The sequence below is a fragment of the Ornithinicoccus hortensis genome, from assembly GCF_006716185.1.
GTDB classification, from domain to species: domain Bacteria; phylum Actinomycetota; class Actinomycetes; order Actinomycetales; family Dermatophilaceae; genus Ornithinicoccus; species Ornithinicoccus hortensis.
The window spans coordinates 3,024,053-3,047,427 of sequence record NZ_VFOP01000001.1 but is presented as its reverse complement, the minus strand read 5'-3'; the positions used below and the strand labels follow the sequence as shown (position 1 = coordinate 3,047,427).

The 23,375-nt window shown below is 70.6% G+C and carries 23 protein-coding genes; 12 read left to right on the top strand and 11 right to left on the bottom strand.

Going from position 1 to position 23,375, the window contains the following annotated elements:
• The first annotated feature begins 92 nt into the window (after positions 1-92).
• The 5 genes from FB467_RS14205 to FB467_RS14185 all read left to right on the top strand — a co-directional run bounded on the left by FB467_RS14205 (position 93) and on the right by FB467_RS14185 (position 4,994).
• A complete protein-coding gene (locus FB467_RS14205; protein ID WP_141785681.1) occupies positions 93-665 on the top strand; it encodes a single-stranded DNA-binding protein in 573 nt (190 codons plus the stop codon).
• Between the two features lie 83 nt (positions 666-748).
• The gene (gene ettA, locus FB467_RS14200; protein ID WP_141785680.1) at positions 749-2,431 is read left to right on the top strand and encodes an energy-dependent translational throttle protein EttA; all 1,683 of its coding nucleotides are present in this window, start codon (positions 749-751) and stop codon (positions 2,429-2,431) included.
• 13 nt (positions 2,432-2,444) lie between these two features.
• Positions 2,445-3,422, top strand: coding sequence for a pseudouridine synthase (locus FB467_RS14195; protein WP_141785679.1), 978 nt, complete (start codon positions 2,445-2,447; stop codon positions 3,420-3,422).
• A 3-nt stretch (positions 3,423-3,425) separates the two neighbouring features.
• Positions 3,426-4,256, top strand: a complete 831-nt coding sequence (locus FB467_RS14190) for an LLM class flavin-dependent oxidoreductase (RefSeq protein WP_194288365.1) — start codon at positions 3,426-3,428, stop codon at positions 4,254-4,256.
• Between the two features lie 9 nt (positions 4,257-4,265).
• Positions 4,266-4,994, top strand: a complete 729-nt coding sequence (locus tag FB467_RS14185; protein WP_141785678.1) for a VOC family protein — start codon at positions 4,266-4,268, stop codon at positions 4,992-4,994.
• 121 nt (positions 4,995-5,115) lie between these two features.
• On the opposite strand, the gene FB467_RS14180 is transcribed toward FB467_RS14185, so the two are convergent.
• From FB467_RS14180 to FB467_RS14155, 6 genes are all read right to left on the bottom strand, one after another.
• Positions 5,116-5,688 (bottom strand): hypothetical protein, encoded by a 573-nt coding sequence (locus FB467_RS14180; protein ID WP_141785677.1) that lies wholly within the window; start codon positions 5,686-5,688, stop codon positions 5,116-5,118.
• Positions 5,689-5,816: 128 nt separating this feature from the next.
• Positions 5,817-7,049 carry a hypothetical protein gene (locus FB467_RS14175; protein WP_141785676.1) on the bottom strand — a complete coding sequence of 411 codons (1,233 nt, stop codon included), beginning with the start codon at positions 7,047-7,049 and terminating at the stop codon, positions 5,817-5,819.
• Between the two features lie 71 nt (positions 7,050-7,120).
• Complete coding sequence (locus tag FB467_RS18555) at positions 7,121-7,867, bottom strand: ABC transporter ATP-binding protein (RefSeq protein ID WP_170230744.1); 747 nt, start codon at positions 7,865-7,867, stop codon at positions 7,121-7,123.
• A gap of 640 nt (positions 7,868-8,507) precedes the next feature.
• Entirely contained in the window at positions 8,508-9,443 is a 936-nt protein-coding gene (locus FB467_RS14165; RefSeq protein ID WP_228393390.1) for an acyl-CoA thioesterase, read from the bottom strand.
• Between the two features lie 28 nt (positions 9,444-9,471).
• Positions 9,472-10,374, bottom strand: a complete 903-nt coding sequence (locus FB467_RS14160; RefSeq protein ID WP_141785674.1) for a hypothetical protein — start codon at positions 10,372-10,374, stop codon at positions 9,472-9,474.
• A 21-nt stretch (positions 10,375-10,395) separates the two neighbouring features.
• A complete protein-coding gene (locus FB467_RS14155) occupies positions 10,396-11,571 on the bottom strand; it encodes a metal-dependent hydrolase family protein (protein WP_228393389.1) in 1,176 nt (391 codons plus the stop codon).
• 245 nt (positions 11,572-11,816) lie between these two features.
• Between FB467_RS14155 and FB467_RS14150 the strand changes: the two genes are divergently transcribed.
• The 4 genes from FB467_RS14150 (at position 11,817) to FB467_RS14135 (ending at position 15,734) form a co-directional block, all read left to right on the top strand.
• On the top strand, positions 11,817-12,272 hold the full coding sequence (locus tag FB467_RS14150; RefSeq protein WP_141785672.1) for an acyl-CoA thioesterase: 456 nt from the start codon (positions 11,817-11,819) through the stop codon (positions 12,270-12,272).
• On the top strand, positions 12,269-12,934 hold the full coding sequence (locus tag FB467_RS14145) for a DUF8185 domain-containing protein (protein ID WP_141785671.1): 666 nt from the start codon (positions 12,269-12,271) through the stop codon (positions 12,932-12,934). The genes FB467_RS14150 and FB467_RS14145 overlap by 4 nt, the downstream gene beginning before the upstream one ends.
• A 9-nt stretch (positions 12,935-12,943) precedes the next feature.
• Complete coding sequence (locus tag FB467_RS14140) at positions 12,944-14,272, top strand: hemolysin family protein (protein WP_141785670.1); 1,329 nt, start codon at positions 12,944-12,946, stop codon at positions 14,270-14,272.
• 199 nt (positions 14,273-14,471) lie between these two features.
• Entirely contained in the window at positions 14,472-15,734 is a 1,263-nt protein-coding gene (locus tag FB467_RS14135) for an MFS transporter (protein ID WP_141785669.1), read from the top strand.
• Here FB467_RS14135 and FB467_RS14130 read toward each other — a convergent pair.
• From FB467_RS14130 to FB467_RS14120, 3 genes are read right to left on the bottom strand one after another with little or no spacing between them, the layout of a single operon-like run.
• The gene (locus tag FB467_RS14130; protein ID WP_141785668.1) at positions 15,712-17,451 is read right to left on the bottom strand and encodes a glycoside hydrolase family 13 protein; all 1,740 of its coding nucleotides are present in this window, start codon (positions 17,449-17,451) and stop codon (positions 15,712-15,714) included. The two genes, FB467_RS14135 and FB467_RS14130, sit on opposite strands and share 23 nt — an antisense overlap.
• Positions 17,452-17,507: 56 nt before the next feature.
• A complete protein-coding gene (locus FB467_RS14125; RefSeq protein WP_228393388.1) occupies positions 17,508-18,311 on the bottom strand; it encodes an ABC transporter permease in 804 nt (267 codons plus the stop codon).
• Positions 18,308-19,246 carry an ATP-binding cassette domain-containing protein gene (locus FB467_RS14120; RefSeq protein WP_141785667.1) on the bottom strand — a complete coding sequence of 313 codons (939 nt, stop codon included), beginning with the start codon at positions 19,244-19,246 and terminating at the stop codon, positions 18,308-18,310. Before FB467_RS14120 ends, FB467_RS14125 begins: the two co-directional genes overlap by 4 nt.
• A gap of 66 nt (positions 19,247-19,312) precedes the next feature.
• On the opposite strand from FB467_RS14120, the gene FB467_RS14115 reads away from it, so the two are divergent.
• Complete coding sequence (locus FB467_RS14115; RefSeq protein ID WP_170230742.1) at positions 19,313-20,086, top strand: TetR/AcrR family transcriptional regulator; 774 nt, start codon at positions 19,313-19,315, stop codon at positions 20,084-20,086.
• 9 nt (positions 20,087-20,095) lie between these two features.
• Here the strand turns inward: FB467_RS14115 and FB467_RS14110 are convergent, their stop codons facing one another.
• A complete protein-coding gene (locus FB467_RS14110) occupies positions 20,096-20,497 on the bottom strand; it encodes a globin (protein WP_211350615.1) in 402 nt (133 codons plus the stop codon).
• A gap of 92 nt (positions 20,498-20,589) precedes the next feature.
• Here FB467_RS14110 and FB467_RS14105 point away from each other — a divergent pair, with 92 nt between their 5' ends.
• Positions 20,590-21,192: an ArsR/SmtB family transcription factor gene (locus FB467_RS14105; RefSeq protein WP_170230740.1), complete on the top strand. Its 603-nt coding sequence runs from the start codon at positions 20,590-20,592 to the stop codon at positions 21,190-21,192.
• Positions 21,185-22,411 carry an MFS transporter gene (locus FB467_RS14100; RefSeq protein ID WP_141785664.1) on the top strand — a complete coding sequence of 409 codons (1,227 nt, stop codon included), beginning with the start codon at positions 21,185-21,187 and terminating at the stop codon, positions 22,409-22,411. Before FB467_RS14105 ends, FB467_RS14100 begins: the two co-directional genes overlap by 8 nt.
• On the opposite strand, the gene FB467_RS14095 is transcribed toward FB467_RS14100, so the two are convergent.
• The gene (locus tag FB467_RS14095; protein ID WP_228393387.1) at positions 22,408-23,304 is read right to left on the bottom strand and encodes a mechanosensitive ion channel family protein; all 897 of its coding nucleotides are present in this window, start codon (positions 23,302-23,304) and stop codon (positions 22,408-22,410) included. The two genes, FB467_RS14100 and FB467_RS14095, sit on opposite strands and share 4 nt — an antisense overlap.
• Positions 23,305-23,375: the final 71 nt, after the last annotated feature.

Sequence of the window (23,375 nt, the reverse complement as noted above, 5' to 3'; positions counted from 1 at the left end):
CGACCGGGCGCTTCCCCCGGCCGGGGCGTTCGGCCACGGTGGGCTCGACCCGCCGCTCCCGGCGGGCAGACACCAGACAAGGGGTGGGATCCATGAAGGACATGATGGTGACGGTCGCGGGCAACCTGACGGCCAATCCGCAACAACACTTCGGCCACGCGTCGGGGCGCCCGTTCACGACGTTCCGGTTGGCCCACAACCGGGGTCACTACAGCAAGGACACCGGGCAGTGGGTGCAGACGGGGACGGACTTCCTGAAGGTCATCGCGTTCGGCAACCTCGGTCTCAACGTGCGCGAGTCGATGCAGAAGGGCGACCCGGTGGTGGTGCACGGCCGGCTCACCCTGCGGGAGTGGACCCAGGGGGAGAAGTCCGGGATCGACACCGAGATCTCCGCCTCCACCGTCGGCTGGGACCTGAACTGTGGTCAGGGCAGCTTCAGCCGGGTCCGGCGCCCGACCGTCCCGGGCGTGGACCCGGCGGACGACCAGTCGGTCCGGGCTGCGATGCAGGAGATGGACCAGGACGTCGTGCCGGAGCCGCCGGAGGAGGACTACCCCGCGGCGGTCGGCCACGATCCGGGCGGTGACTATCCGGTCGGCGAGGATCCGGCCGGTGACGATCCGGCCGACGACCAGGGGTATGCCGAGCAGGCGGCCAGCTGACCGGCGCACCCCGCCGCGGGCCGGCGGCGGCACCGGGCCCGGGCGATTCGGACCGGCCGAGTTGGCCGACTACCCTGGCCACCATGGCCGAATACATCTACACCATGACGCGTGCCCGCAAGGCGGTCGGTGACAAGCTCATCCTCGACGACGTCACGATGTCCTTCTACCCCGGCGCCAAGATCGGCGTGGTCGGGCCCAACGGTGCCGGCAAGTCCACGATCCTGAAGATCATGGCCGGGATGGACCAGCCGTCCAACGGCGAGGCGTGGCTGAGCGAGGGCTACACGGTCGGCATCCTGCTCCAGGAGCCGCCACTGAATGAGGAGAAGACCGTCCTCGGCAACGTCGAGGAAGGGGTCGGTGAGATCAAGGCCAAGGTGGACCGGTACAACGCGATCTCCGAGGAGATGGCCGATCCGGACGCCGACTTCGACGCGCTGATGGCCGAGATGGGCCAGCTGCAGGAGGCGATCGACCACGCCGACGCCTGGGACCTGGACTCCCAGCTCGAGCAGGCGATGGACGCCCTGCGCTGCCCGCCGCCCGACGCCGACGTCACGGTCCTCTCCGGTGGTGAGCGCCGCCGGGTCGCGCTGTGCAAGTTGTTGCTGAGCAAGCCGGACCTGCTGCTGCTCGATGAGCCCACCAACCACTTGGACGCCGAGTCCGTGCAGTGGCTGGAGCAGCACCTGGCCAACTACCCCGGCGCCGTCCTGGCCGTCACCCACGACCGGTATTTCCTGGACAACGTGGCGGAGTGGATCGCCGAGGTCGACCGTGGTCGGCTCTACCCCTACGAGGGCAACTACTCCACCTACCTGGAGAAGAAGCGGGAGCGGCTGGCCGTCCAGGGCAAGAAGGACGCCAAGCTGGCCAAGCGCCTGGAAAAGGAGCTGGAGTGGGTCCGCTCCAACGCCAAGGCGAAGCAGACCAAGAACAAGGCCCGGCTGGCCCGCTACGAGGAGATGGCCGCCGAGGCAGACAAGCAGCGCAAGCTCGACTTCGAGGAGATCCAGATCCCGCCGGGCCCGCGCCTGGGGGCGCAGGTGATCGAGGTCGACTCGCTGCGCAAGGGCTTCGGCGACCGGGTCCTGATCGACGACCTGTCCTTCACCCTGCCGCGCAACGGCATCGTCGGGGTGATCGGCCCCAACGGTGTCGGCAAGACCACGTTGTTCAAGACGATCGTCGGGCTGGAGGAGCCGGACGCCGGCACGGTCAAGGTCGGCGACACGGTCAACATCTCCTACGTCGACCAGGCCCGCGGCGGCATCGACCCGGACAAGTCGCTCTGGGAGGTCGTGTCCGACGGGTTGGACTTCATCCAGGTCGGCAAGGTCGAGATCCCGTCCCGCGCCTACGTCAGCCAGTTCGGCTTCAAGGGGCCGGACCAGCAGAAGAAGGCCGGGGTGCTCTCCGGTGGTGAGCGCAATCGGCTCAACCTGGCCCTGACCCTCAAGCAGGGCGGCAACCTGCTGCTGCTGGACGAGCCGACCAACGACCTCGACGTGGAGACCCTGGGCTCGCTGGAGAACGCGCTGCTCGACTTCCCCGGCTGCGCCGTCGTGATCAGCCACGACCGGTGGTTCCTGGACCGGGTGGCCACGCACATCCTGGCCTACGAGGGCACCGAGGAGAACCCGGCCAACTGGTACTGGTTCGAGGGCAACTTCGGGGCCTACGAGGAGAACAAGGTCGAGCGGCTGGGTGCCGAGGCGGCCCGTCCGCACCGCGTCACCTACCGCAGGCTCACCCGCGACTGACGGACCCGGCCCCGTGGCTCGTCGCCGCCGGCGTGCCACGCCGGGACCCCCGCTCCCACCGCGGGACGGGCTCGGGCCCGCCCGGGTCCGGCTACCGCTCGACGGGACCTGGCCGACGGTCGTGGCCTTCCTGGCCGAGCGCACGGGCGACCCGGACGGGATCGCCCGGCGGGTGCGCGCCGGCGAGGTGTTCCTGGCCGACGGCACCCCGGTCGTCGCCGACACGGCCTACCGACCCGGCTCCTCGGCATACCTGTATCGGGACCTGCCCGAGGAGGCTGACGTGCCGGGCGAGCTGACGGTGCTCCTGCACGACGAGGAGAGCGGCCTGCTGGCGGTGGACAAGCCGCCGTTCCTGGCGACCATGCCGCGCGGATCCCACGTCGCGCAGACCGCGGTCGTGCGGTTACGCCGGGAGCTGGGGTTGCCCGACATCGCGCCCGTGCACCGTCTGGACCGGCTGACCAGCGGGGTGCTGCTGCTGACCACCCGGCGGGAGGCCCGCGGCGCCTACCAGCAGATGGTGCAGGCCGGGGGACTGGCCAAGACCTACCTGGCGCTCGCACCGCTGCGGGCGGACCTGGACCTGCCGCTGACGGTCGCCAACCGGCTGGTCAAGCGGCGGGGGTCGCTGCAGGCGGTGGTCGAGGACGGACCGGTCAATGCGGTGACCCGCATCGAGCTTTCAGACACGGTGGAGCACGAGGGCCTGCTCGTGGGGTCCTACCGGCTGACGCCCACGACCGGGCAGACGCACCAGCTGCGTGTCCACCTCGCAGGCCTGGGCATCCCGATCCTCGGCGACCCGCTCTACCCGCAGGTGCGCGACGTGTCCCCCGGCGACTTCGGCACGCCGCTGCAGCTGCTCGCGCACGCGGTGCGGTTCACCGACCCGGTCTCCGGGGAGGCGCGTGTCATCGTCAGTCGGCGCGAACTGCCGATCGCCGGTGCGAACGATGGTGCCGTGTCGGTGGCCGATGGTGGACTGTGAGGCATGCACCCCGAGCCCGTCATCGCCCTGATCCAGCCTGCCGACCAGCCACCGGACCGGATGCTCGCCGCGGCACGTGCCGCGGAGGAGGCAGGACTGGAGGAGGTGTGGCTCTGGGAGGACTGTTTCGCAGCCAGCGGCATTGCACCCGCAGCGGCGATCCTGTCCGCGACCGAGCGGCTCCGGGTCGGCATCGGGTTGCTGCCCGTGCCGCTGCGCCTCCCGTCGCTGACCGCGATGGAGATCGGGACGCTGGGTGCGATGTTCCCGGGACGGTTCCTGCCGGGCATGGGGCACGGGGTGCAGGACTGGATGGGGCAGGTCGGCGCCCGGGTGGCCTCGCCGGTCACCCTGCTGCGGGAACAGGTCCGCGCCGTCCGCGCCCTGCTGCACGGTGCGGAGGTCACCACGGACGGACGGTATGTCGAGCTGGACCGCGTGCGGTTGCGGTTCCCGCCCGACGTGGTCCCGCCGGTCCTTGTCGGCGGGCGAGGGCCTAGGACCTTGGCCGTGGCCGGAGAGTTGGCCGACGGGGTGATCCTGGATGATGTCGCACCGCGTGGGGTCGTGGACCCCGCGCGGGCGGCCCAGGCGATCGAGGCGGTCACGGCGGCGTGGGCGGATGCCGGCCGGGAGGGGAGGCCCGAGGTGGTGGCGTTCCTGCCGACTGCCGAGAACGTCACCTCCGGACAGGCGGCCGAGCAGATCGGTCTGTTGGCCGCGGCGGGCGTGCACCGGGTGGCAGCCTTTGCCGGTGGGGTGGACGAGCCGCCGGCGTCGGGGGACCGGGTGACGGCATTTATTCATACCCTCGCCGAGGCCGCCCGCTCGTAGGGTGAGGGGATGGGCCTCGAGAACATCAACATGCAGGCACGGGACCCACAACGCGCCGGCGAGTTCTGGACGGGGGCGCTCGGGCTGGAGCCGTTCACCGTGACCGATGACCTGTTCGAGGGGCGGATGACGCTGGCGGAGGACCTCTGGTTGGACATCTGCATCGATCGGGTTCCCGAGCCACCCGCCCCCGGATGGCGCCTTCACCTGGACCTGCTCGGAGGGGCCGCCCAGGAGGAGGTGGTGCAGCGGTTGCTCGCGCTCGGGGCGAGGCGGGTCGACATCGGTCAGGGGGACGTCCCCTGGGTGGTGTTGGCCGACCCGGACGGCAACGCCTTCTGCGTGATGGAGGAACGGTCCGCCTACCAGGACACCGGTCCGATCGCCGCGCTCCCGCTCGACAGCGCGGACCCGGAACGGGACGGCCGCCTCTACCAGGCGATCACCGGCTGGGTGCGCACCGAGGGCGTCGGCCCGGTCACCCTGCGCCACCCAAGCCTGCGTGGCCCGCTGCTCGAGCTCTGCCCGGAGCCGGCGCCGAAGGAGCGCCAGAACCGCACCCACGTGGACGTCCGCCCCGGACCCGGCGGGCAGACCCAGGACGAGCTGGTCGAGATCGCGCTGTCCCTCGGGGCCACGCGAGCGCAGGAGGCCTGGGCCCAGGGGCACGCCTGGATCGTCATGCGGGACACCTCGGGCAACGAGTTCTGCGTGCTCGGTGACCATGTAGGTGCGTAAGACTCCGAGTGCTGGCTACCTACGGCCCATGACCGCACGGAAACTCTCAGCGCGCTCGCTGTCGGCCGTCGTGATCCCGAGCATGCCACGGTGTGCTGGGAGCCTGGGTCGAGGACCTGAGCTACAGGTTGAACAAGGGGAGGGCGGCCCTCCTCCAGATCTGCCAATGTACGGCCAGGGCCAGACCGAAGATCCAGGGCCAATGGAAGCTGCGGTCCAGAGTGCCGTCGGAGAGGTAGCCGGATGACAGTGGCATCAGCAGCGCATATTCCGGCATTGTCGCCTGCACCCAGACCACTACGGCGTAGCTACCCAGGAAGACGAACGAACCGATGCCTCCGCCCAGGGTCGTCACGCAAAGCCACGCCGTCAGTGCGATCGTGACCGAATTTCCGGCGAGGTGGTAAAGCTCCTCCACGGGAGGTCGACCGTCGCTGGGATAAGTCGCTAGGCCAACAAACGTGATAGCCGATGCAGCTGCCACAGTGAGCCAGGCCCCGGCGAGGGCGAGAGCAGTACGTCGTCGCGTGTGAAGGACGACGAGGTCAACCAGCTTGGGTGCGAAGTAGAGGGCTCCCGCCAAACTGACGGGAATCGTGGCGTACTCATACGGCGATATCGGCCTGGGTATCAGATTGCGCGATACTTCGATGAAGACTGTCCATTCAGCCCGTTGCGTCACCAGCATCAGCATGGCTGCCCACGTGAGGAGGACCAGGGATCCAGAGGGCCAAGCGAAAGGGAAGAAGTGCGACTTGAGGCGCAGGGCCAGCGGGGAATTCACGTCAGGCGGGTGCGGGGGATCGGTAGGCATGTGACTGGTCAGGGACCGGAACCCTGGTACGCGCAAGCCTGGAGTTCGGCACGATTGAGGCTGTACCAGTGCTGCACCTCCGCTGACGTGGCAGCCTCCATCGCGGCTGGCTGGGGGAGGCCGATCCGTGCCTGCTCGTGCAGTTCATCGGGACGCGCAAGCCACCACGCGAGGGCGAAGGTCCACTCCACGCCCTCGTCGCCCGCGGCGATGGATTCTTGGGAGCAGGAGGTCATCCCGGCGAGGACTCCTGCGAGGTCCTCGTTGCTGTACCGGGCGCCGGAGACGGGGCCGACTCCTACAGCGACGAGAGTCGTCGCGTCCCCATCCCATTGCCCTTCACGGAGGAGAGCGTCAGCGGCGACTTGGGAAGTAACCCACCGGAGTTCACCGGGGCCCCCACCCAACTTCGCGAGAACCGGTCCAGTCTGACCCTGAAGTTCGCTCAGGACGGGGGCCTCCTCCTCACTGACGCAGTAGGTCACCGCACCTCGCGTCGCGCATTGAGCTGAGTACGGCTCGGGACCGGACACGGCGGGGGAGATCACCGCAATCGCTACCAGGGCTACTGCCCAGGCACTGACGGCGGCCCCCGCGCGAAGTGTGCCCGACGTTGAACCCGACGTCGCCCGACATGACGCGACGGCCAGGAGCACCAGCACGACTGCAGCGGACCCCACTAGCCAGTACGCTACGACCCATCCAACTGTCGCCCCAGGAACTGGTGAGAAGGTGGTGATGGGCGCGGCCGGAGCCAGCCATCGCATGATCTCGATCTCACTCGTGAAGGGGAACGGGACCAGCGCCAAGGTGAGGGAGACGATCAAGGCCACGAGACCCGCACTCCAGTGGTCAACAAGCAAGGAAACGCCTAGCCCGATGGCGACGAAGAACACCAGCGAGCAGATCACGGGAACGAGAGCAACCCACTGTGGGTCACCTGCCGTGGCCTGCCGCGAGTAGTAATGGATCATCGTGGCCGCAACACCTAGGTGAACACCGACCAGCCACAATGTCAGGACAAGGAAGACCCGGCCAACAAGACCTGGACCCATCCGCTGTGCGGCCGTGGTGGCGACAGCATCTTTCGCCCACGAAGAGCGCCCTATGAGGCACGCGATGGAGGCAACCGCGGGTCCGAGAAGGACCGTCATCTCCCGGGGCAAGGAAGATAGGTAGGCCGTGTCGATGTATGACCAATCGGCCACCGACGAAAGGCTGAGGAAGGTGTAGGCGGCCATGGCCACGGAAGCGGGCACCACGACCCACCAACGAACTGGCCAGGTGATGGACCAGGAGTCGCGCACCGAACTCAAGCGCCTTTCAACCGTTCAAGATAGCCCTGCTCCAAGGGTGAGGAGTACTCATCGTTCCAGGAACCTTCGTGTACTTCTAAGGCCGCAGTAAGGCCGTGGAAGAGAACCTTGCCCTCATGGAGTACGAGGGTGTTGGTGCAGGACCGCTGAACGTCCTCAACCATGTGCGTCGATAGGACGACCAGCCTCTCACGAGCAAGTTCAGAGATCAGCCTCCGAAACTCGATGCGTACCTCTGGATCAAGACCCACGGTGGGTTCATCGAGCACGAGGAGCCGGGGGCCGTGCGCAATTGTCGCTGCGATCCCCACACGTTGGCGCTGTCCACCAGAAAGGCTTCGCATCCGCCGGCCAGCGATGTCTGACAACCCGACCTGTTCCAGCGCATCATTGGCACAGCGATAGACCTCACCACGCTCGACGCCATGACAGTAGGCGGAATACGCGACCAGGTCGCGTGCCTGCATAAGTGCCGGGACGCTGAAACGCTGAGGTAGGAAGCCGATCAGTGCCCGGGCCGCATGCCGCCCTTCCCTGGTGTTCAGCCGGTGGCCGAACACCTCTACCGACCCCGACGACGGCTGCCTCACCGTCGTCAGGATCGACAGAAGTGTGGTCTTGCCAGCGCCGTTTGGGCCGAGGAGGCCAGTTGCACCTGTTCGCAGGTCGAATGTCACTGCGTTCAGCGCCGTCCTGGAACCGAAGCGGTGGGACACCCCGTCGACACGCACGTCACTGTTCACACGAACAAACCAGGTCAGACGTAGCCGCAGCCAGCAGACCCGCTGTGCACTCCGCGGGTGCCCGAGGTGACCTCGCCGTAGGACGCCTGAGCAGTCGTGTAGAGATTTCGGTTTGTCGGTACCCCCCAGTTGCATAGACGCGAACCGGTGACTGTCTTTGCGTTCGCCGCGGCAACCGAGTTCATGGTGCTGTCCGGCCCTGGCCTCGACCAACTCAGCAAAGCTGTCAGCGAGGTGTTGCATGTGCTTGTGGCTCTCCAGTACAGCGTGCCGCCCGACACCCAGGGTGTTGTTGCCCCCAAAGAACACTGGTTCGGAGTACCGTCGTTCATCCCTTCTGCCGTGGACTGGGCACCCGTCGCACCAACGAGAGCAAGGGACAGAACCGCGGCCGCAAGTCGTCTTGCCACCTTCATGACTCTTTCTCTCATTCTGGGGGAACACCATTGTCCCCCCACAAGTTAGACCGTAGCAGCGCTCCGCGTGCCGCGCGATCTCACGCGTGGGCCAACGCTCACCCGCATGGTTTGACGAGTTGCACGGTCGAGTCGAGGAACTCGCGGATCCCCTGGCCCAGCGTGGCGGGGCGGCTGTCCCGTCTCCCCTATCCGCTACACGGGGGCAGGTCGTCTGGTCCGGCTCACCCCTTGAGCCGGACCATGCCCTCCTGGCCGACGGTCGCCAGCAGGGTGCCGTCCCGGGCGAACATGTGCCCCTGGCCGAGGCCGCGTCCGCCCTCGGCGGAGGGCGTGCGCTGGGTGTAGAGGATCCACTCGTCGGCGCGGCCGGGGCGGTGGAACCACATCGCATGGTCGAGGCTGGCGATCCGCAGCCGGGGGTCGCCCCAGGAGATGCCGTGCCGCCGGAGGACCGGCTCGAGCAGGCTGTAGTCCGAGGCGTAGGCCAGGACGGCGCTGTGCAGCAAGGGGTCGTCGGGCAGGGTGCGCGGCAGCCGGAGCCAGACCGACTGGTCCACCCGCGGGTCCGGGTCGGGCCCCAGGTAGAGCGGGGCGTCGACGTGGCGCATCTCGACCGCCCGGCGGGCCGCGTGCTGCGCGGCGGGGTGGTCCACGTCGGCGAGCAGCTCGGCGTCCGAGGGCAGCCCCTCGGGGGCGGTGACCTGTGGCATCGGCACCTGGTGGTCCAGCCCGTCGGCGCTCTCCTGGAAGGAGGCGATCATCGACAGCAGGATCCGACCTTCCTGCACCGCGTGCACCCGGCGCGCCGAGAACGATCCGCCGTCGCGCATCCGGTCGACCAGGAAGCGGATCGGCCGGTTCGCGTCCCCGGGACGCAGGAAGTAGCCGTGCAGCGAGTGGATCAGCCGGGGGCCGTCACCGTCGTCGACGTCCACCGTCCGGCCCGCGGCGACCACGCACTGGGCCAGGACCTGACCACCGAACACCCGGCCGGTGGGCATCGGCTGGCTGCGCCCGACATACACCTCCCCCTCGGAGTCGCGCAGGTCCTCGACCACCCCGGCGGTCGAGGAGACCCGCACGGTGGTGCTGCCCTCATAGGACAGGTCCAGCACGTCGAGCAGGTCGTCGACCGGGTCCTCCAGCGATGCGTTCACCCGCAGGACTGTAGTGCACCGGGGGCGGTCACAGGGTGCCCACGAGGGTGGAGGCGATCATCACCGAGGCGAGCGAGACGGAGGTGAATCCACCGACCAGCATGGGGGCCAGGATCTCGTCCATGATGGCGTCCCGCTGCTGGGTGTCCTCGCCGAGGGAGTGCGCGATCTCCTCGCAGATGATGTAGTCCGCGGGGAAGCCGATGAGGGCGGTGAGCGACACCGGCATCGCCTTCTTGGGGTCCCACCCGATCAGCCGGGCGGCCAGCATGCCTCCCACGAGGAGCCCCACCGTGCCCAGGAACAGGATCATCAGCACCGGGCCGATCGAGTCCAGGAGTTGGCTCACCGTGACCCCGCCCATCGAGGCCAGCACGACGACCATGATGCCGGCCGTGACGATGCCGAAGGAGTTCGCCTCGTCCAGCGCCTTGGCCGGCAGCACCCCGAAGTACTGGCAGGCGATGCCGATCAGCAGCGACCAGATCCCGTAGTTGAGGCCGGTCCACTCGCCGAGGAAGAAGGCCAGGGTGCCCAGCACCGCGATCATGGCGAGCAGCAGGGAGGGCGTCAGGTAACGCTGGGGGAGGAGCAGGCGGTGGGGAGACTCGTGGGAGACGGGCGCGACGGCCACGATCAGGCCGCAGATCGCGATCAGCACCGCCCGCCACTGGGCGATCAGCACCGAGATCGGGATGATCGTGCCGAGGTGGACCAGGGCCACCGAGATAACCATCACCCCGAACGGGTTGACCACCGACCCGGAGACGACCTCCCCGTCCACGACGCCCGTCCAGACCAGGACCAGGTAGAGCACGATCGCGACCAGGATGGCGGGGACCCGGGCGTGCGTGCGGGTCGAGATCAGGTCCCCGATCGCCAGCAGCAGGAACATCAGCGAGGCGATCCCGACAGCGGGAAGGAAGTCCATGGCACGGCCTTTCGGGGTGGGTCAACGCATGCGGAGCCCGTCTTGGAAGACGGCGGTCACTGCCCGGTCAATGCCGTCGAGGTCGGCCGTGGTCCGCAGCTCGCGGTCGAGCAGCACCAGGTCGCCCCGGTGTCCCTCGGCGATCCGGCCCACCCGCAGGTCCGGTGCGACCAGGTCTGCGCTGACCGACGTGGCGGAGGACAGCACGGACTCCAGGGACATCCCGCACTCGGCCAGCAGGGCGAACTCCTCCAGGTTGGTCCCGTGGGTGCCGACCCCGGTGTCGGTGCCGAAGGCGATCCGGACCCCGGCCGCGACCGCCCGCGTGATCGCCGCCCGGTGGGTCTGCAGGACCGCACGGGCCTTGGCCACGACAGCCGCGTTCATCGACCGGCCCGACTCGGCCGTGCGCAGCACGGAGACCGGGGCGACCAGGGTCGGCACCAGGGTGACGTCGTGGTCGAGCAGCAGCTGGATCGTGGCGTCGTCCAGGAAGATCCCGTGCTCGATGGAGCGGACCCCGCCCAGGACGGCGTTGCGGATCCCGGACGTCCCCTGTGCGTGCGCGAAGACGTAGGACTCGTGGGCCTGCGCCTCCTCCACCACGGCGCGGATCTCATCGAGGGTCATCTGGGAGTGGCGCGGGTCGTCCGCGGGACTGAGGACGCCGCCGGTGGTGCAGATCTTGATCTGGTCGGCGCCTGCCCGGAACATCTTCCGGGTGGTCTTGCGCACCTCCTCCGGCCCGTCGGCCACCCCGGACGGGCAGCCGGAGTGGTGCGGGAACAACGGCATCTCGATGCCGGACGGCAGCAGGTGGTCCCCGTGCCCTCCGGTCTGACCCACCAGGTTGACCGAGATCCGTAGCCGTGGGCCGGCGATCAGTCCGTTGGCCTGGGCGGTCTTCAGCCCGAGGTCGGCGCCCCCGGCGTCCCGCACGGTGGTGATGCCTACGGCGAGGGTGCGCTCCATGAAGCCGACGGACTCGTAGAACGGCAGCGGGAACGGCTTGACCATGACGTCCAGACCGCCGAGGTTCTCCACCATCAGGTGGACGTGGGCGTCCACGAAGCCCGGCGTCAGCGTGTGCCCCGGCGCATCCACCACCTCGACGCCGCTGGCCGGGGACCCGTCGGTCCCGGTGACCCGGGTGGCGGCATCCTGCCCGACGGCGGTGATCAGCCCGTCCTCGACCACGACGTCGGGGGTCCCGTCCAGGAACCGTTCCCCGTCGAAGACCCGGGCCCCCGGACCACGACCGCACCAGCACCCGCACCCGCACCCGACTGGACCATGAACCGGCCCTTCGCCGACCCGATCCGAGGGAGCGTAGCAGCGGTCCGGACGCCCGGACAGCCCCTTCCGCCGGACGACGGTCGGCCGGTGGGCCGGGGTCGCTCCCGGTGCTGCGCGGCAGGTGGACGCCTGAGAGGATTGCCGTCATGTCCGAACCGAACACGGTCATCGAGGTCCCCATCCGGTGGTCCGACATGGACGCCTACGGCCACGTGAACAACGTGCAGTACCTGCGCTACCTGGAGGAGGCCCGCGTCTACGCCTTCCAGGAGTGGTTCGGCCAGGACCGCTCGCTGCTGGAGGAGGGGGTGCTGGTCGCGCGGACCGAGATCGACTACCTGGCCCAGATGCCGTTCAGCTACCAGCCGTGCGCGATCGAGATGTGGTGCTCGGAGCTGAAGGCCGCCTCCTTCGACATCGCGTATGTCGTGCGCCAGCGGGGCGGGGACGTGGTCTACGCGCACGCCGAGTCGACCCTGGTCACCTACGACCTGGCCGAGCAGCGGCCGCGCCGGCTGGGGGAGCACGAGACCCGTGCCCTGCGCGCCCTGCTGCGCGACCCGGTGCGGTTGCGCAGCCACCGGCGGGAGCGCCGGGCATGACCGGATCCGTCCCGCCGGGGGTGCTGGACTTCGCCGACGTGGAGAGCCTGCACGACCTGGGGACCTACGTGGGGCGCGCGCGGACCCTGCAGTCCGAGGGCTCGGTGCGGCTCCAGGCGTCCGGGTCGGTGCTCGCCGCGTGGGTGTGCATCCTGCCCGGCCGCGGGGTGCTGGGGCAGGGCGTCGTGCTCGGCCTGCGGGTGATGCCGCTGGCCGGCGAGGTGGACCCGCCGCTGGACGTCACGGTCCCGCTGGGCGCGGTCACCGACCGGTTGGCGCGCCGCACCAGCACCGGTGACGTCGGCACCCGCCTCCCGGTCCCGCCGACGACGGTGCACGAGCCGTGGTCGGCGCTGACCCCGCCGCGCTCGGGCTGGGTCCCGGACGGCGAGGTGGCGGTCGCCTCGCTGCTGGGCGTGGCCGAGGACGGGATCCGCGACATCGCCGAGGGCACGCCCGACGGCGCCGGGAGCCATGCGGTGAACGCGCTGCGGGAGCGGGTGTGGTCCGCCCCGCTGCCCACCCGGTCCGACCTGTCGGCCGGGGTGGGCCTGGCCGCCTACGGTCTGGGCTTCGGCCGGGCCCGCGAGATCGCCACCGTGTTCCGCTGCGGCCCGTGGACCCGGGTGAGCACGGCGCACGGTCACATCCTGACCCGGTAGCGTCTGCCCGTGGACTCCGAGACCCTCGTCAACCTGCTCCTCGTCCTGCTGTTCGTCCTGATCGGCGGGATCTTCGCCGGGACCGAGATGGCCATCGTCACGCTCCGGGAGGGCCAGGTCCGTCAGATCGAGGCCAGCGGCGAGCGGGGCGAGCGGATCGGCACGCTGGTCCGCAACCCCAACCAGTTCCTCTCCGCGGTGCAGATCGGGGTGACGGTCGCGGGGTTCTTCTCCTCGGCATACGGCGGGTCGACCATCGCCCCCGACCTGGTGCCGACCCTGCGCGGGTGGGGGATCCCCGAGGGCCTCGCCGACACCCTGGCCCTGGTCGCGATGACGCTGCTGATCGCCTACCTGTCCCTGGTGCTGGGGGAGCTGGTCCCCAAACGGTTGGCGATGCAGCGCAATATCGCCTTCACCAAGGTGCTCGGCCCCCCGCTGAACCTGTTCGCCCAGGTGGTCCGGCCGGTGATCTGGTTGCTGTCGGTCTCCACCAACTTCGTGGTCCGTCTGCTCGGCGGGGACCCGGCGGCGACCGAGGAGGAGATGACGCCGGAGGAGGTGCGCGACCTGATCGAGGGGCACCAGGGGCTGCGTCCCTACCACCGGCGGATCCTCACCGACGTCTTCCGGGCCAGCGACCGGGCACTGAACCGGGTGATGCGTCCCCGCCCAGACGTGGAGTTCCTCGAGGGGGACCTGACCGTCGCCGAGGCGCACCTGCAGGTGATCGACTCGACCCACTCGCGCTTCCCGGTGACCGGCCGCAACGTCGACGACGTGCTCGGCTTCGTGCACATCCGGGACCTGATGGCGGTGCCGCAGGAGGACCGGGCCGGCACCCGGGTGCGCACGGTGACCCGGCCGATCCTGCCGCTGCCCGGCAGCATCCACGTGCTGCCGGCGCTGGCCCGGATGCGTGCGGAGAAGCAACAGATCGTGCTGGTGGTCGACGAGCACGGCGGCACCGACGGCATCGTGACGATGGAGGACCTGGTGGAGGAGGTGGTCGGGGAGATCTACGACGAGTACGACGCCAGCACCGACCCCGAGGACGCCACCCTGCGGCACGGCCAGAGCCTGGTCGTCGATGCCTCGCTGAACATCGAGGAGCTCGAGGAGCTCACCGGTGCCGAGCTGCACAACGACAACTACGACACCGCCGGGGGGCTGGTCCTGGAGCAGCTCGGCCGGCTGGCCGAGGTCGGGGACGTGGTCGAGGTGGAGGGGCTGACCATGGAGGTGATCGCCGTGCAGGGGATGCGGATCGACCGGATCCGGATTACCGCGCAGCCGGCGCAGGACGGCGGTGGGTCGGCGGGATCACCGGCCGGGTAGGCTCGCCCGCGTCCGGTTCCCGCAGTCGAGAGACCTCACCGTGTTCTTCAGAGCTCGCAGCCTCAACACCCGCTGACACCGGGGGCGTCGGCATCGCCGCCGCCCGCCCGTCCAGCGGTTGTCCCGTCCCGCCCCGCGCCCCCATGGGCCGCCGGAGGCGGCTGTCGAGTTTTCTGTCTTCTCCTCCTGGTGAGTTCCTGTGCCTTCTTTCCCTGAGGGTGGGTCGCTGCGTCGCGCCCGCCCACTGTTGCTGTCCAACACCCTCGATGCCGGGTCGCGCCAGGCGGCGGACCTCGGCACCGACATCATCGCCGTCACCGTCCTCGGAGCGTCCGCCACCCAGATGGGTCTGCTCAACGCACTGGGGACGGTGGCCTTCCTCGTGCTGGGGATCCCCGTCGGGGTCCTGGTCGACCGCTCGCCGACGGTGCGCACCCTGCTCGCTGCGGGGCTGACCCGGGCGGGCCTGCTGTCCACCGTGGTCCTGGCCTGGTGGGTCGGGGGGCTCACCCTGCTCCACCTGTATGCCGTGGCGCTCCTGGCCGGCGTGTGCTCGGTGGTCACCGAGACGACCCAGACCGCCCTCGCCCCGCGGCTGGTCGGTCCCGAGCGGGTCGGCCCGCTCGTGGCCCGGATGCAGTCCGCCGAGACCGTGGTGGGGCTGGTCGCCCCCGCTGCGGCAGGCGCCCTCGCCGCGGCCGCCGGTGCGGGCCCGTTGCTCGGTGTCGCGGTCGCCGTCACGGTGTGCTCGGTCGTCGTCCTCGGGATGAGCCGACGCCCCCGACCCGGGGGTGCCGATACCGGGGACGACGGGGCCACCCCGGCGGGCGCGTTGCGTCGGCTGTTCAGCGAGGCGGGGGAGGGCTGGCGGGCCCTGGTCCGGGACGCCGTCCTGCTGCGGCTCACCCTGGCCGCCATGCTCGTCAACCTGGGCCTGGCGATCTGGTCCGCGGTCGAGGTGCTCGTCGTGCTGCGTACCTTGGGCCTCGGTGCCGAGGTCCTCGGGCTCATCGTCTCGGCGGGTGCACTGGGCGGGCTCCTCGGATCCCTGGTCGCAGTCCCGCTCGGGGCCCGGCTGGGGGCCGGACCGCTGATGAGGTGTTCCCTGGCGCTCCTGGCGCCGACCGCGGCCCTCGTCCTGGTCGCCCTGGCGGCGCCGGGCCATGCCACGCCCCTCCTGCTCACCCACGCTTTCCTGTGGGGGGTGCTGATGGTCACCTACAACGTCCACCTGGCGGGCCTGGTGGCCGCGCAGACGCCGGCCTCGCTGTTGGGTCGGGTCTCGGCTACCCGACGCACCCTCACCATGGGGATCGTGCCCGCGGGAGGCCTGCTCGGTGGGGTGCTGGCCGACGCCGCCGGCGACCAGGCCACGGTCCTCGCCTGGTGCCTACTCAACGCCGCCGGGGCCGGGTTGGCCTTCAGCCGTCAGGGCGGCGTCAGTCGCGCAGCCAGACGGTGACGTCGGTCGGCACCGTCTCGTCGACCATCGGGGCGCTGCTGACCAGCACCTCGACTCCCTCCGGCAGTCCGACCGGGTCGGGGCCCAGGTTGGCCAGTACGGTGACCGACCGCCCTTCCTGGTCGGTGTTGCGGAACGCGACGACGTCCTCCCCGTAGCCGGTGAGCCAGGTAAGGCCGCCCACCCCCAGGTCGAGGGTGCGCCGCAGTCCGAGCAGCCGCCGGTACAGCTCGAGGGTGGAGCCGGCCACCCCGGCCTGCCGGTCCACGGCGAGGGCGCCGTAGATCTCCGGTTGCGGCAGCCAGGTGTCCCAGGTGTCGCCGAAGCCGTATGCCGTGCGGCCGCCCTCCCAGGGAACCGGCACGCGGCAGCCGTCCCGGCCGCGCTCCTCGTGCCCGGACCGCGCGAAGGTCGGGTCCTGGCGGACCTCGTCGGGCAGGGCCGTGTGGTCCGGCAGCCCGAGCTCCTCGCCCTGGTAGAGGTAGGACGAGCCGGGCAGGCCGAGCATCAGGGTGGTGGCCGCGCGCGCCCGGCGCAGCCCGATGACCGCGTTCGGCTGGGGGTCGCCCTCGCCGATCCCGTTCGGGCGGCGCTGCCCGACCGGCAGGCCGAGCCGGGAGGCGTGCCGCACCACGTCGTGGTTGGACAGCACCCAGGTGCTGGGGGCGCCGACGAGGTCGGCAGCCTCCAGGGACTCGGTGATCACGGTGCGCAGCGACGCAGCGGTCCACGGACTCTCCAGGAAGCCGAAGTTGAACGCCTGGTGCATCTCGTCGGGGCGGGTGTAGGCCACGGCGCGCTCCACCGGCTCTACCCAGGCCTCGGCACACAGGATCCGGTCCGCAGCAGGGTCGTCACCCGGATTGTAGGAATCGAGCAGGCGGCGCCACCCGCGGTAAATCTCGTGCACCCCGTCCTGGTCCCACATCGGGGCCCGGGTCGGCGCCTGGTCAGCGCCCTCGCTCAGTGACCCCTCGGCGCTGCCCAGCATGCCGGTGCGCTCGGTCCAGTCCGGCAGGCCGTGGGCCTTGACCAGGCCGTGGGCGACGTCGACCCGGAAGCCGTCGACGCCGCGGTCCAGCCAGAACCGGAGGACGTCCAGGAACATGTCGCGGACCACGGGGTTGGCCCAGTCGAGGTCCGGCTGGGTGCTGTCGAACAGGTGCAGGTACCACTGGCCGGGGGAGCCGTCGGCCTCGGTGACCCGGGTCCAGGCGGGCCCGCCGAAGACGGACTGCCAGTTGTTCGGCGGCAGCCCGCCGTCGGCGCCGCGGCCGTCCCGGAAGACGTAGCGGGCACGTTCCGGGGAGCCCGGGGCGGCCGTCAGGGCCTCCTGGAACCACGCGTGGGCGTCCGAGGTGTGGTTCGGCACCAGGTCGACGATGACGCGGATGCCCAGGTCGTGGGCGGTGCCGATGAGCGCGTCCGCGTCGGCCAGGGTGCCGAAGAGGGGGTCCACGTCGAGGTAGTCCGCCACGTCGTAGCCGGCGTCGGCCATCGGGGAGACGTAGAACGGGGAGAGCCACACGGCGTCGACGCCCAGGTCCCGCAGGTAGGGCAGCCGGGCGGTGATCCCGGGCAGGTCGCCCACCCCGTCGCCGTTGCCGTCGGCCCAGGAACGGGGGTAGATCTGGTAGATCACGGCGTGCCGCCACCACGCGGCGGCGTGCGGCTCGGCGGGATGGAGGGTGCCGACGGGGGAAGACGAGGAGGTCACGGGGGACCATTGTGGGCGAGCGCGGCCGATGTCCGAAATCGGCGCGGGACGCCCGCTCAGCGGGCCACCCGTCGGGGGAACAGGTATGCCGTGAGCGCCACCGCGAGGACGACGATCCCGGTGCACCAGGCCACCGCCACGAGCGCGTCGGATCCGGGGGAGGCCCCGGCCAGCAGGGCCCGCGTCGCCTCGACCACGGGGGTGATCGGCTGGTGGCCGGCGAACCCCTGCAGCCAGCCCGGCATGCCGGCGACCGGCACGAACGCGCTGGAGACGTAGGGCAGGAACAGCAGGACGAAGCCGTAGCCGTTGGCCGCTTCCGGGGAGTGCGCGACCAGCCCGAGCATGGCGAAGACCGCGGTGATCGCCAGGATGTAGAAGGCGAGCAGGCCGACGGCGCCCAGCCACTGGGCGGGGCCGGCGTCCGGGCGGAAGCCGATCGCGACGGCCACGAGCAGCACCACCGCGGTGGCGAGCAGGTTGCGGGCCAGGCTGGCGACGGTGTGCCCCACCAGCACCGTGGCGCTGGGCAGCGGCATGGTGCGCAGCCGGTTGATCGTCCCGGTCGTCAGGTCCTGGCTCACCCCGACGGCGGTGGCGGCCGCGCCGAACCCGGCGCAGGTGAGCACGATCCCGGGCACGATGTAGTCCAGGTAGTCGGCATACGCCCCGGAGGGTGCCATGGCGCCGCCGAAGACGTAGGTGAACATCAGCATGAGCATCACCGGCAGGATGACGGCCATCAGCATCGCCTCGACGTCCCGCAGGCTGTGCCGCACGGCACGACCCACGAAGACGCGGGAGGCGGTCAGCGGGCCCGACCCGGGGGCCGGCGCGACGGTGAGGATCGTGGTGCTCACCGGGCCACCCCCGCCCCGGCCAGCTCGTGGCCCCGGTCTGCGGCACCGTCGTCGTCGGGCACCGTCCGGCGTCCGGTGAGCTTGAGGAAGGCGTCGTCCAGGGTGGGGCGATGCACCTCGACGCGGGCCCCGGGCAGCTGCGCCGCGGCCTCGGCGCTGATCCGGGCCAGGTCGCCGGCCGACCCGTCGGTCGGGACCTCGCGCACCGCTGCTCCGTCGGCGTCGAGGACGCGCACGACCTCGCGGCCGACCAGCCCCTTGAGGTGGCTGGCGCTGCCCTGGGCCACGATCAGCCCCTGGTCCAGCACGGCGATCTGCTGGGCGAGCTGGTCGGCCTCCTCCAGGTACTGCGTGGTGAGGAAGACGGTCGTCCCCTCGCCGGCCAGTTCGCGGATCTGCTGCCACAGCACCAACCGGCTGCGGGTGTCCAGGCCCGTGGTGGGCTCGTCCAGGAAGAGCACCTCCGGCGGCCAGATCAGGCTCACCGCCAGGTCGAGGCGGCGACGCATACCGCCGGAGTAGGTCGCGACCCGCCGGCCGGCGGCGGCCGCGAGGTCGAAGCGGTCGAGCAGCTCCCGGGCCCGGACCCGGGCGCGAGAGGCGGGCAGGCCGAGCAGGCGACCCATCATCACCAGGTTCTCCTGCCCGGTGAGGACGTCGTCGACGGCGGCGAACTGCCCGGTGACGCTGATCCGGCGCCGGATGTCGGCGCCCCGGGTGCGGGTGTCCATCCCGAGGATGCACACCGTGCCCGAGTCCGGCGGGACCAGGGTGGTGAGGATGTTGACCAGGGTGGTCTTGCCCGCGCCGTTCGGGCCGAGCAGGGCGTGCACGCCGGGGGCCAGGGTCAGGTCGATGCCGGTGAGGACCGGGGTGGCGCCGTACTGCTTGGTGACGCCCTCGAGCTCGATGACGGGGTTATCTGTGTATGACATAAACAGAGTATGGCATACACAGAGTGTGACGTACACAGTATTGTCCGAGCCGCCTACAGTGGACGCATGGTGGACAAGACGGACAGCGGCCTGCCCCGCGCGGTGGCCATCGCGTGGGGCACCCACGTGCAGCCGCAGAGCGGGCCGCGGCGGGGGCTGACCCACGAGAAGATCGTCGCGCGCGCGATCGAGATCGCCGACGAGCACGGCCTGTCCGCGGTCACGATGCAACGGCTGGCCGAGTCGCTCGGCTTCACCACGATGTCCCTCTACCGCTACGTGGCGAACAAGGACGAGCTGTTCCTGCTGATGATCGGCTCCGAGTCGCTGCTCCCGGAGCGGCGGCCGGTGGCCCACGAGGACTGGCGGGTGGGCCTGCGCGCCTGGGCCGACACGCTGCGGCAGATGTACCGCGCCCACCCGTGGATCCTGGAGATCACCCGGGGGCCGACCTCGGTGCTGCTGCCGGCCTCGGTGGTCATCGTCGACGAGGGACTGGCTGCCGTCCGGTCGCTACCCCTGACCGACCAGGACAAGATCTCCCTCATCCTCGCGGTGAGCTCCTACATCTCGGCGTTCGCGACGCTGGAGCGGGACCTCGCCGGCCAGGAGGAGCTGGAGTTCGGTCCCGAGGCGATGGCCGAGCTGGGCGAGGTGATCACGGCCGAGCGGCTGCCCTTCGCGGGCCCGCTGTTCCTCTCGGGCGGGTATGTCGGGGGGCCGCTCGACGAGGAGTCGGCCGGGATCGAGTCCGAGTACGACTTCGGCCTCGACCTGCTGATCCGCGGCCTCGCCGCGCGGTTCGACGCGGGGGATCAGTCCTCGACCACCAGTTCGTAGAAGACCAGCTCACTCGTCCTCGGCGTTGATCATGAAGTGCGCCGCGTGGGCCATGTAGCCGCGCATCAGCTCCTCGTCCATCGGCGCGAGGTCGAGCGTGTCGATGGCGGCGTTCATGTGGTGCAGCCAGCGATCCCGCTGGGTCGGGGTGATCCGGTAGGGGAAGTGGCGCATCCGCAGCCGCGGGTGGCCACGGGTCTCCGAGTAGGTCTTCGGGCCGCCCCAGTACTGCTCGAGGAACATCCGCAGCCGCACCTCGGCGGGCCCGAGGTCCTCCTCGGGGTACATCTCCCGGAGCGGGGGATCGCCGGCCACACCCAGATAGAACTCGTGGACGAGCTTGACGAACGTCTCGTGTCCACCGACCCGCTCGTAGTAGGTCAACTCCTCGGGGGCGCTCTGCTCAGTCACCGGGCCAGTGTCTCAAAACGGCGGAGGGGACCATGCACGGCATACTAAAGATATCTTGCGCAAGAGTTCTTTAGGATCGTAGGATGGCGGCCATGGCCGAGCCGCACACCGACGAACCGATCTCCGACGTCGAGCGCATCCGCGCCCTGGCCCACCCGCTGCGCCTGGACCTGCTCGACTGGCTCGGCGAGGTGGAGCGGGCGACCGCGACCGAGTGCGCGGCGCACCTGGGGGAGTCGGTGGCCAGCTGCTCCTTCCACCTGCGGATGCTGGAGAAGTACGGCTTCGTCGAGCGTGCCGAGCGGCGCGGCCGGGAAAAGCCGTGGCGCCTGGTCCACGCCTCGGGCTACGAGCTGCGGCCGGCGCCGGACAAGCCGGCCTCCTACCCGGCGGTGGGGCAGGTGGCCGCCCTGCAGGTGCAGCGCGAGTGCGAGCGGATCAAGGCGAGCCTGGCCCGGCTGGACCGGGAAGACGACGCCTGGGTGCAGGCCTCCACGGTGACCTCGACTTCGTTCTGGGCCACCGCCGAGGAGATGGCCGAGTTCAGCCGGGACCTGCGGGAGCTGGTCGCCCGGTTCGGCGGCCGGTCCGGTGATCCCGCGCAGCGTCCCCCGGGGGCCCGGCAGGGGCGCCTGTTCGGGGTGGTCACCGTCGACCCGGCGGGCAGCGACGAGGACGGGGCGGGCGGTGCCTGAGACCCTGGCCCCGCCCCCGCCGAGGCGCCGGATGCCGCGGGCATGGCAGCACACGGGGTTCCGGATGCTCACCGGGGCCTGGGTGTTCACGAACCTGGCGGACAGCGCGCTCTTCCTGATGGCCGCCGTGTGGGTCAAGGAGCTGACCGGGTCCGACAGCGCCGCCGCGCTGGTCTTCGCCACCCTCGGCCTGCCCTCGCTGGCCGCGCCCTTCCTCGGGCAGCTGGTCGACCGGGTCTCCCGGCGCCGCCTGATGGCCACCGCCAACCTGGCCATCGCCGTGCTGGTCTGCCTGCTGCTGCTCGTCGACTCCGCCGAGCGGGTGTGGTTGGTGTATGCCGTGGTGCTGGCCTACGCGACGGTCGGCTACCTCACGGCCTCGGCCCAGTCCGGCCTGCTGCGCGACCTGCTGCCCGACGAGGACCTGGCCTCCGGCAACGGGCTGCTCTCGGCCATCGACCAGTCGCTGCGGCTGGTGTCCCCGCTGCTGGGCACGGCGTTGTACGCGCTGTTCGGGCCCGAGGCCGTCGTCGGCCTCACCGCCCTGTCCTTCCTGGCCGCGGCCGGCCTCCTCGTGGCCGTGCGAGTGGTTGAGTCGCCGACCGAGGACGCCACCCTGCGCGGCACCTACTGGCAGGAGCTCACGGCCGGCTTCCGGCATCTGGCCGGCACCTCGCCGCTGGGCCGGCTCACCCTGGTGGTCGCGATCGGCTTCGGCGCCACCGGACTGGTCAACGTCGCCGTCTTCCCGGTCATCGAGCAGGGGCTCGGGCTGCCCGCCTCGGCCCTGGGGCCGCTGGTGAGCATCCAGGGGATCGGTGCGGTGGTGGCCGGTCTCAGCGCGGCCTGGGCGATCCACCGGTGGGGAGAGACCCGGGTGATCGCGCTCGGCATGACCGGTCTCGCGCTCGGGATGGTGCCGCTCGCGGGCAGCAGCCTGACCGCCGTCGTCATCGGCCTCGCCGTGGGCGGGGGCGCGGTCACCTGGGCGGTCGTGGCCTTCGTGACGCTGCGGCAGCGGCTCACCCCACCCCGGCTCCAGGGCCGCACCTCCGCGGCGACCAATGTCGCCATCAACCTCCCACAGACCCTGTTCACCCTGGGCGGCGCCGCGGCGCTCGCCCTCGTGGACTACCGGCTGCTGGTCGTCGGCACCGCCGTCGGCGTGCTGGCGGGGATGCTGCTCCTGCCGCGTCGGGACGTCCCGAGCCCGGGCTAACCCTCCGGTGGCTGCGGGCCGTAGAGGCCGTAGCCGGGCTCCTTGATGCCCTCGGCCTTGAGCGCGGCCAGGGCCCGGGCCCGGAGCGCCCGGGAGGTGGCCCATTGCTCGCCGGGCAGGGTCTTGACGAACATCCGCAGCGTCATCGTGCCGGCCGTGACGGACTCGACCCCCGCGACCGACGGGGCCTCCATGAGCTTGTCGGCCCAGTCCTGGTCGGCATACATCTGCTCGGCCACCCGGCGCAGCACGGGGAGCGCGTCGGCGGGTTCGGTGGTCGCTGCGACCGGGAGGTCGACCGTGGCGACGGCCCAGCCCTGGCTCTGGTTGCCGATCCGGACGATCTCGCCGTTGCGGATGAACCAGACGACGCCCTGGGCGTCCCGGAGCCGGGTGATCCGCAGCCCGACCTCCTCGACCGTGCCGACGGCCTCCCCGGTGTCGACGACGTCGCCGACGCCGTACTGGTCCTCGATGATCATGAAGATGCCGGACAGGAAGTCCTTGACCAACGACTGGGCGCCGAAGCCGAGGGCGACGCCGCCGACGCCGGCAGAGGCCAGCATCGGGCCGAGCGGGACCCCGAACTCGGCGAGGATGGTGAGCAGCGCGATCGTGAAGATGATCAGGGTGGAGATGCTGCGCAGCAGCGACCCGAGGGTCAGCGTGCGCTGTTTGCGCCGCTCCAGGTCGGTGCCGGTGACCCCGGCCCACACCTGGTCCACCTTGCTGAGCCGGCGGCTGTCCACCTTCTCCATGGCGCTCTCCTCGACCTGTCGGATGGCCCGGAACAGGAGCCAACGGACGAGGAGGGCGATCAGGAGGATGAGCAGGACCCGGAGCGGGGCGCCCAGCAGCCACGCGCCGAATTCTTCCCAGGTGCGGAACGGCATACGGGCCATTGTCGCAGTGCGGCCCCCCGGCTGACAGACTGTGCCCGCGACACACCCACCCCGTCCCGGAA

Coding starts and splice junctions, on each gene's coding strand:
- FB467_RS14175 (WP_141785676.1), bottom strand. CDS start 7,049: ATGGCCGCCTACACCTTCCTCAGCCTTTCGTCGGTGGCCGATTGGTCA.
- ettA (WP_141785680.1), top strand. CDS start 749: ATGGCCGAATACATCTACACCATGACGCGTGCCCGCAAGGCGGTCGGT.
- FB467_RS14160 (WP_141785674.1), bottom strand. CDS start 10,374: ATGGACTTCCTTCCCGCTGTCGGGATCGCCTCGCTGATGTTCCTGCTG.
- FB467_RS14185 (WP_141785678.1), top strand. CDS start 4,266: ATGGGCCTCGAGAACATCAACATGCAGGCACGGGACCCACAACGCGCC.
- FB467_RS14115 (WP_170230742.1), top strand. CDS start 19,313: ATGGTGGACAAGACGGACAGCGGCCTGCCCCGCGCGGTGGCCATCGCG.
- FB467_RS14190 (WP_194288365.1), top strand. CDS start 3,426: ATGCACCCCGAGCCCGTCATCGCCCTGATCCAGCCTGCCGACCAGCCA.
- FB467_RS14150 (WP_141785672.1), top strand. CDS start 11,817: ATGTCCGAACCGAACACGGTCATCGAGGTCCCCATCCGGTGGTCCGAC.
- FB467_RS14105 (WP_170230740.1), top strand. CDS start 20,590: ATGGCCGAGCCGCACACCGACGAACCGATCTCCGACGTCGAGCGCATC.
- FB467_RS14205 (WP_141785681.1), top strand. CDS start 93: ATGAAGGACATGATGGTGACGGTCGCGGGCAACCTGACGGCCAATCCG.
- FB467_RS14145 (WP_141785671.1), top strand. CDS start 12,269: ATGACCGGATCCGTCCCGCCGGGGGTGCTGGACTTCGCCGACGTGGAG.
- FB467_RS14095 (WP_228393387.1), bottom strand. CDS start 23,304: ATGCCGTTCCGCACCTGGGAAGAATTCGGCGCGTGGCTGCTGGGCGCC.
- FB467_RS14120 (WP_141785667.1), bottom strand. CDS start 19,246: ATGTCATACACAGATAACCCCGTCATCGAGCTCGAGGGCGTCACCAAG.
- FB467_RS14180 (WP_141785677.1), bottom strand. CDS start 5,688: ATGCTGATGCTGGTGACGCAACGGGCTGAATGGACAGTCTTCATCGAA.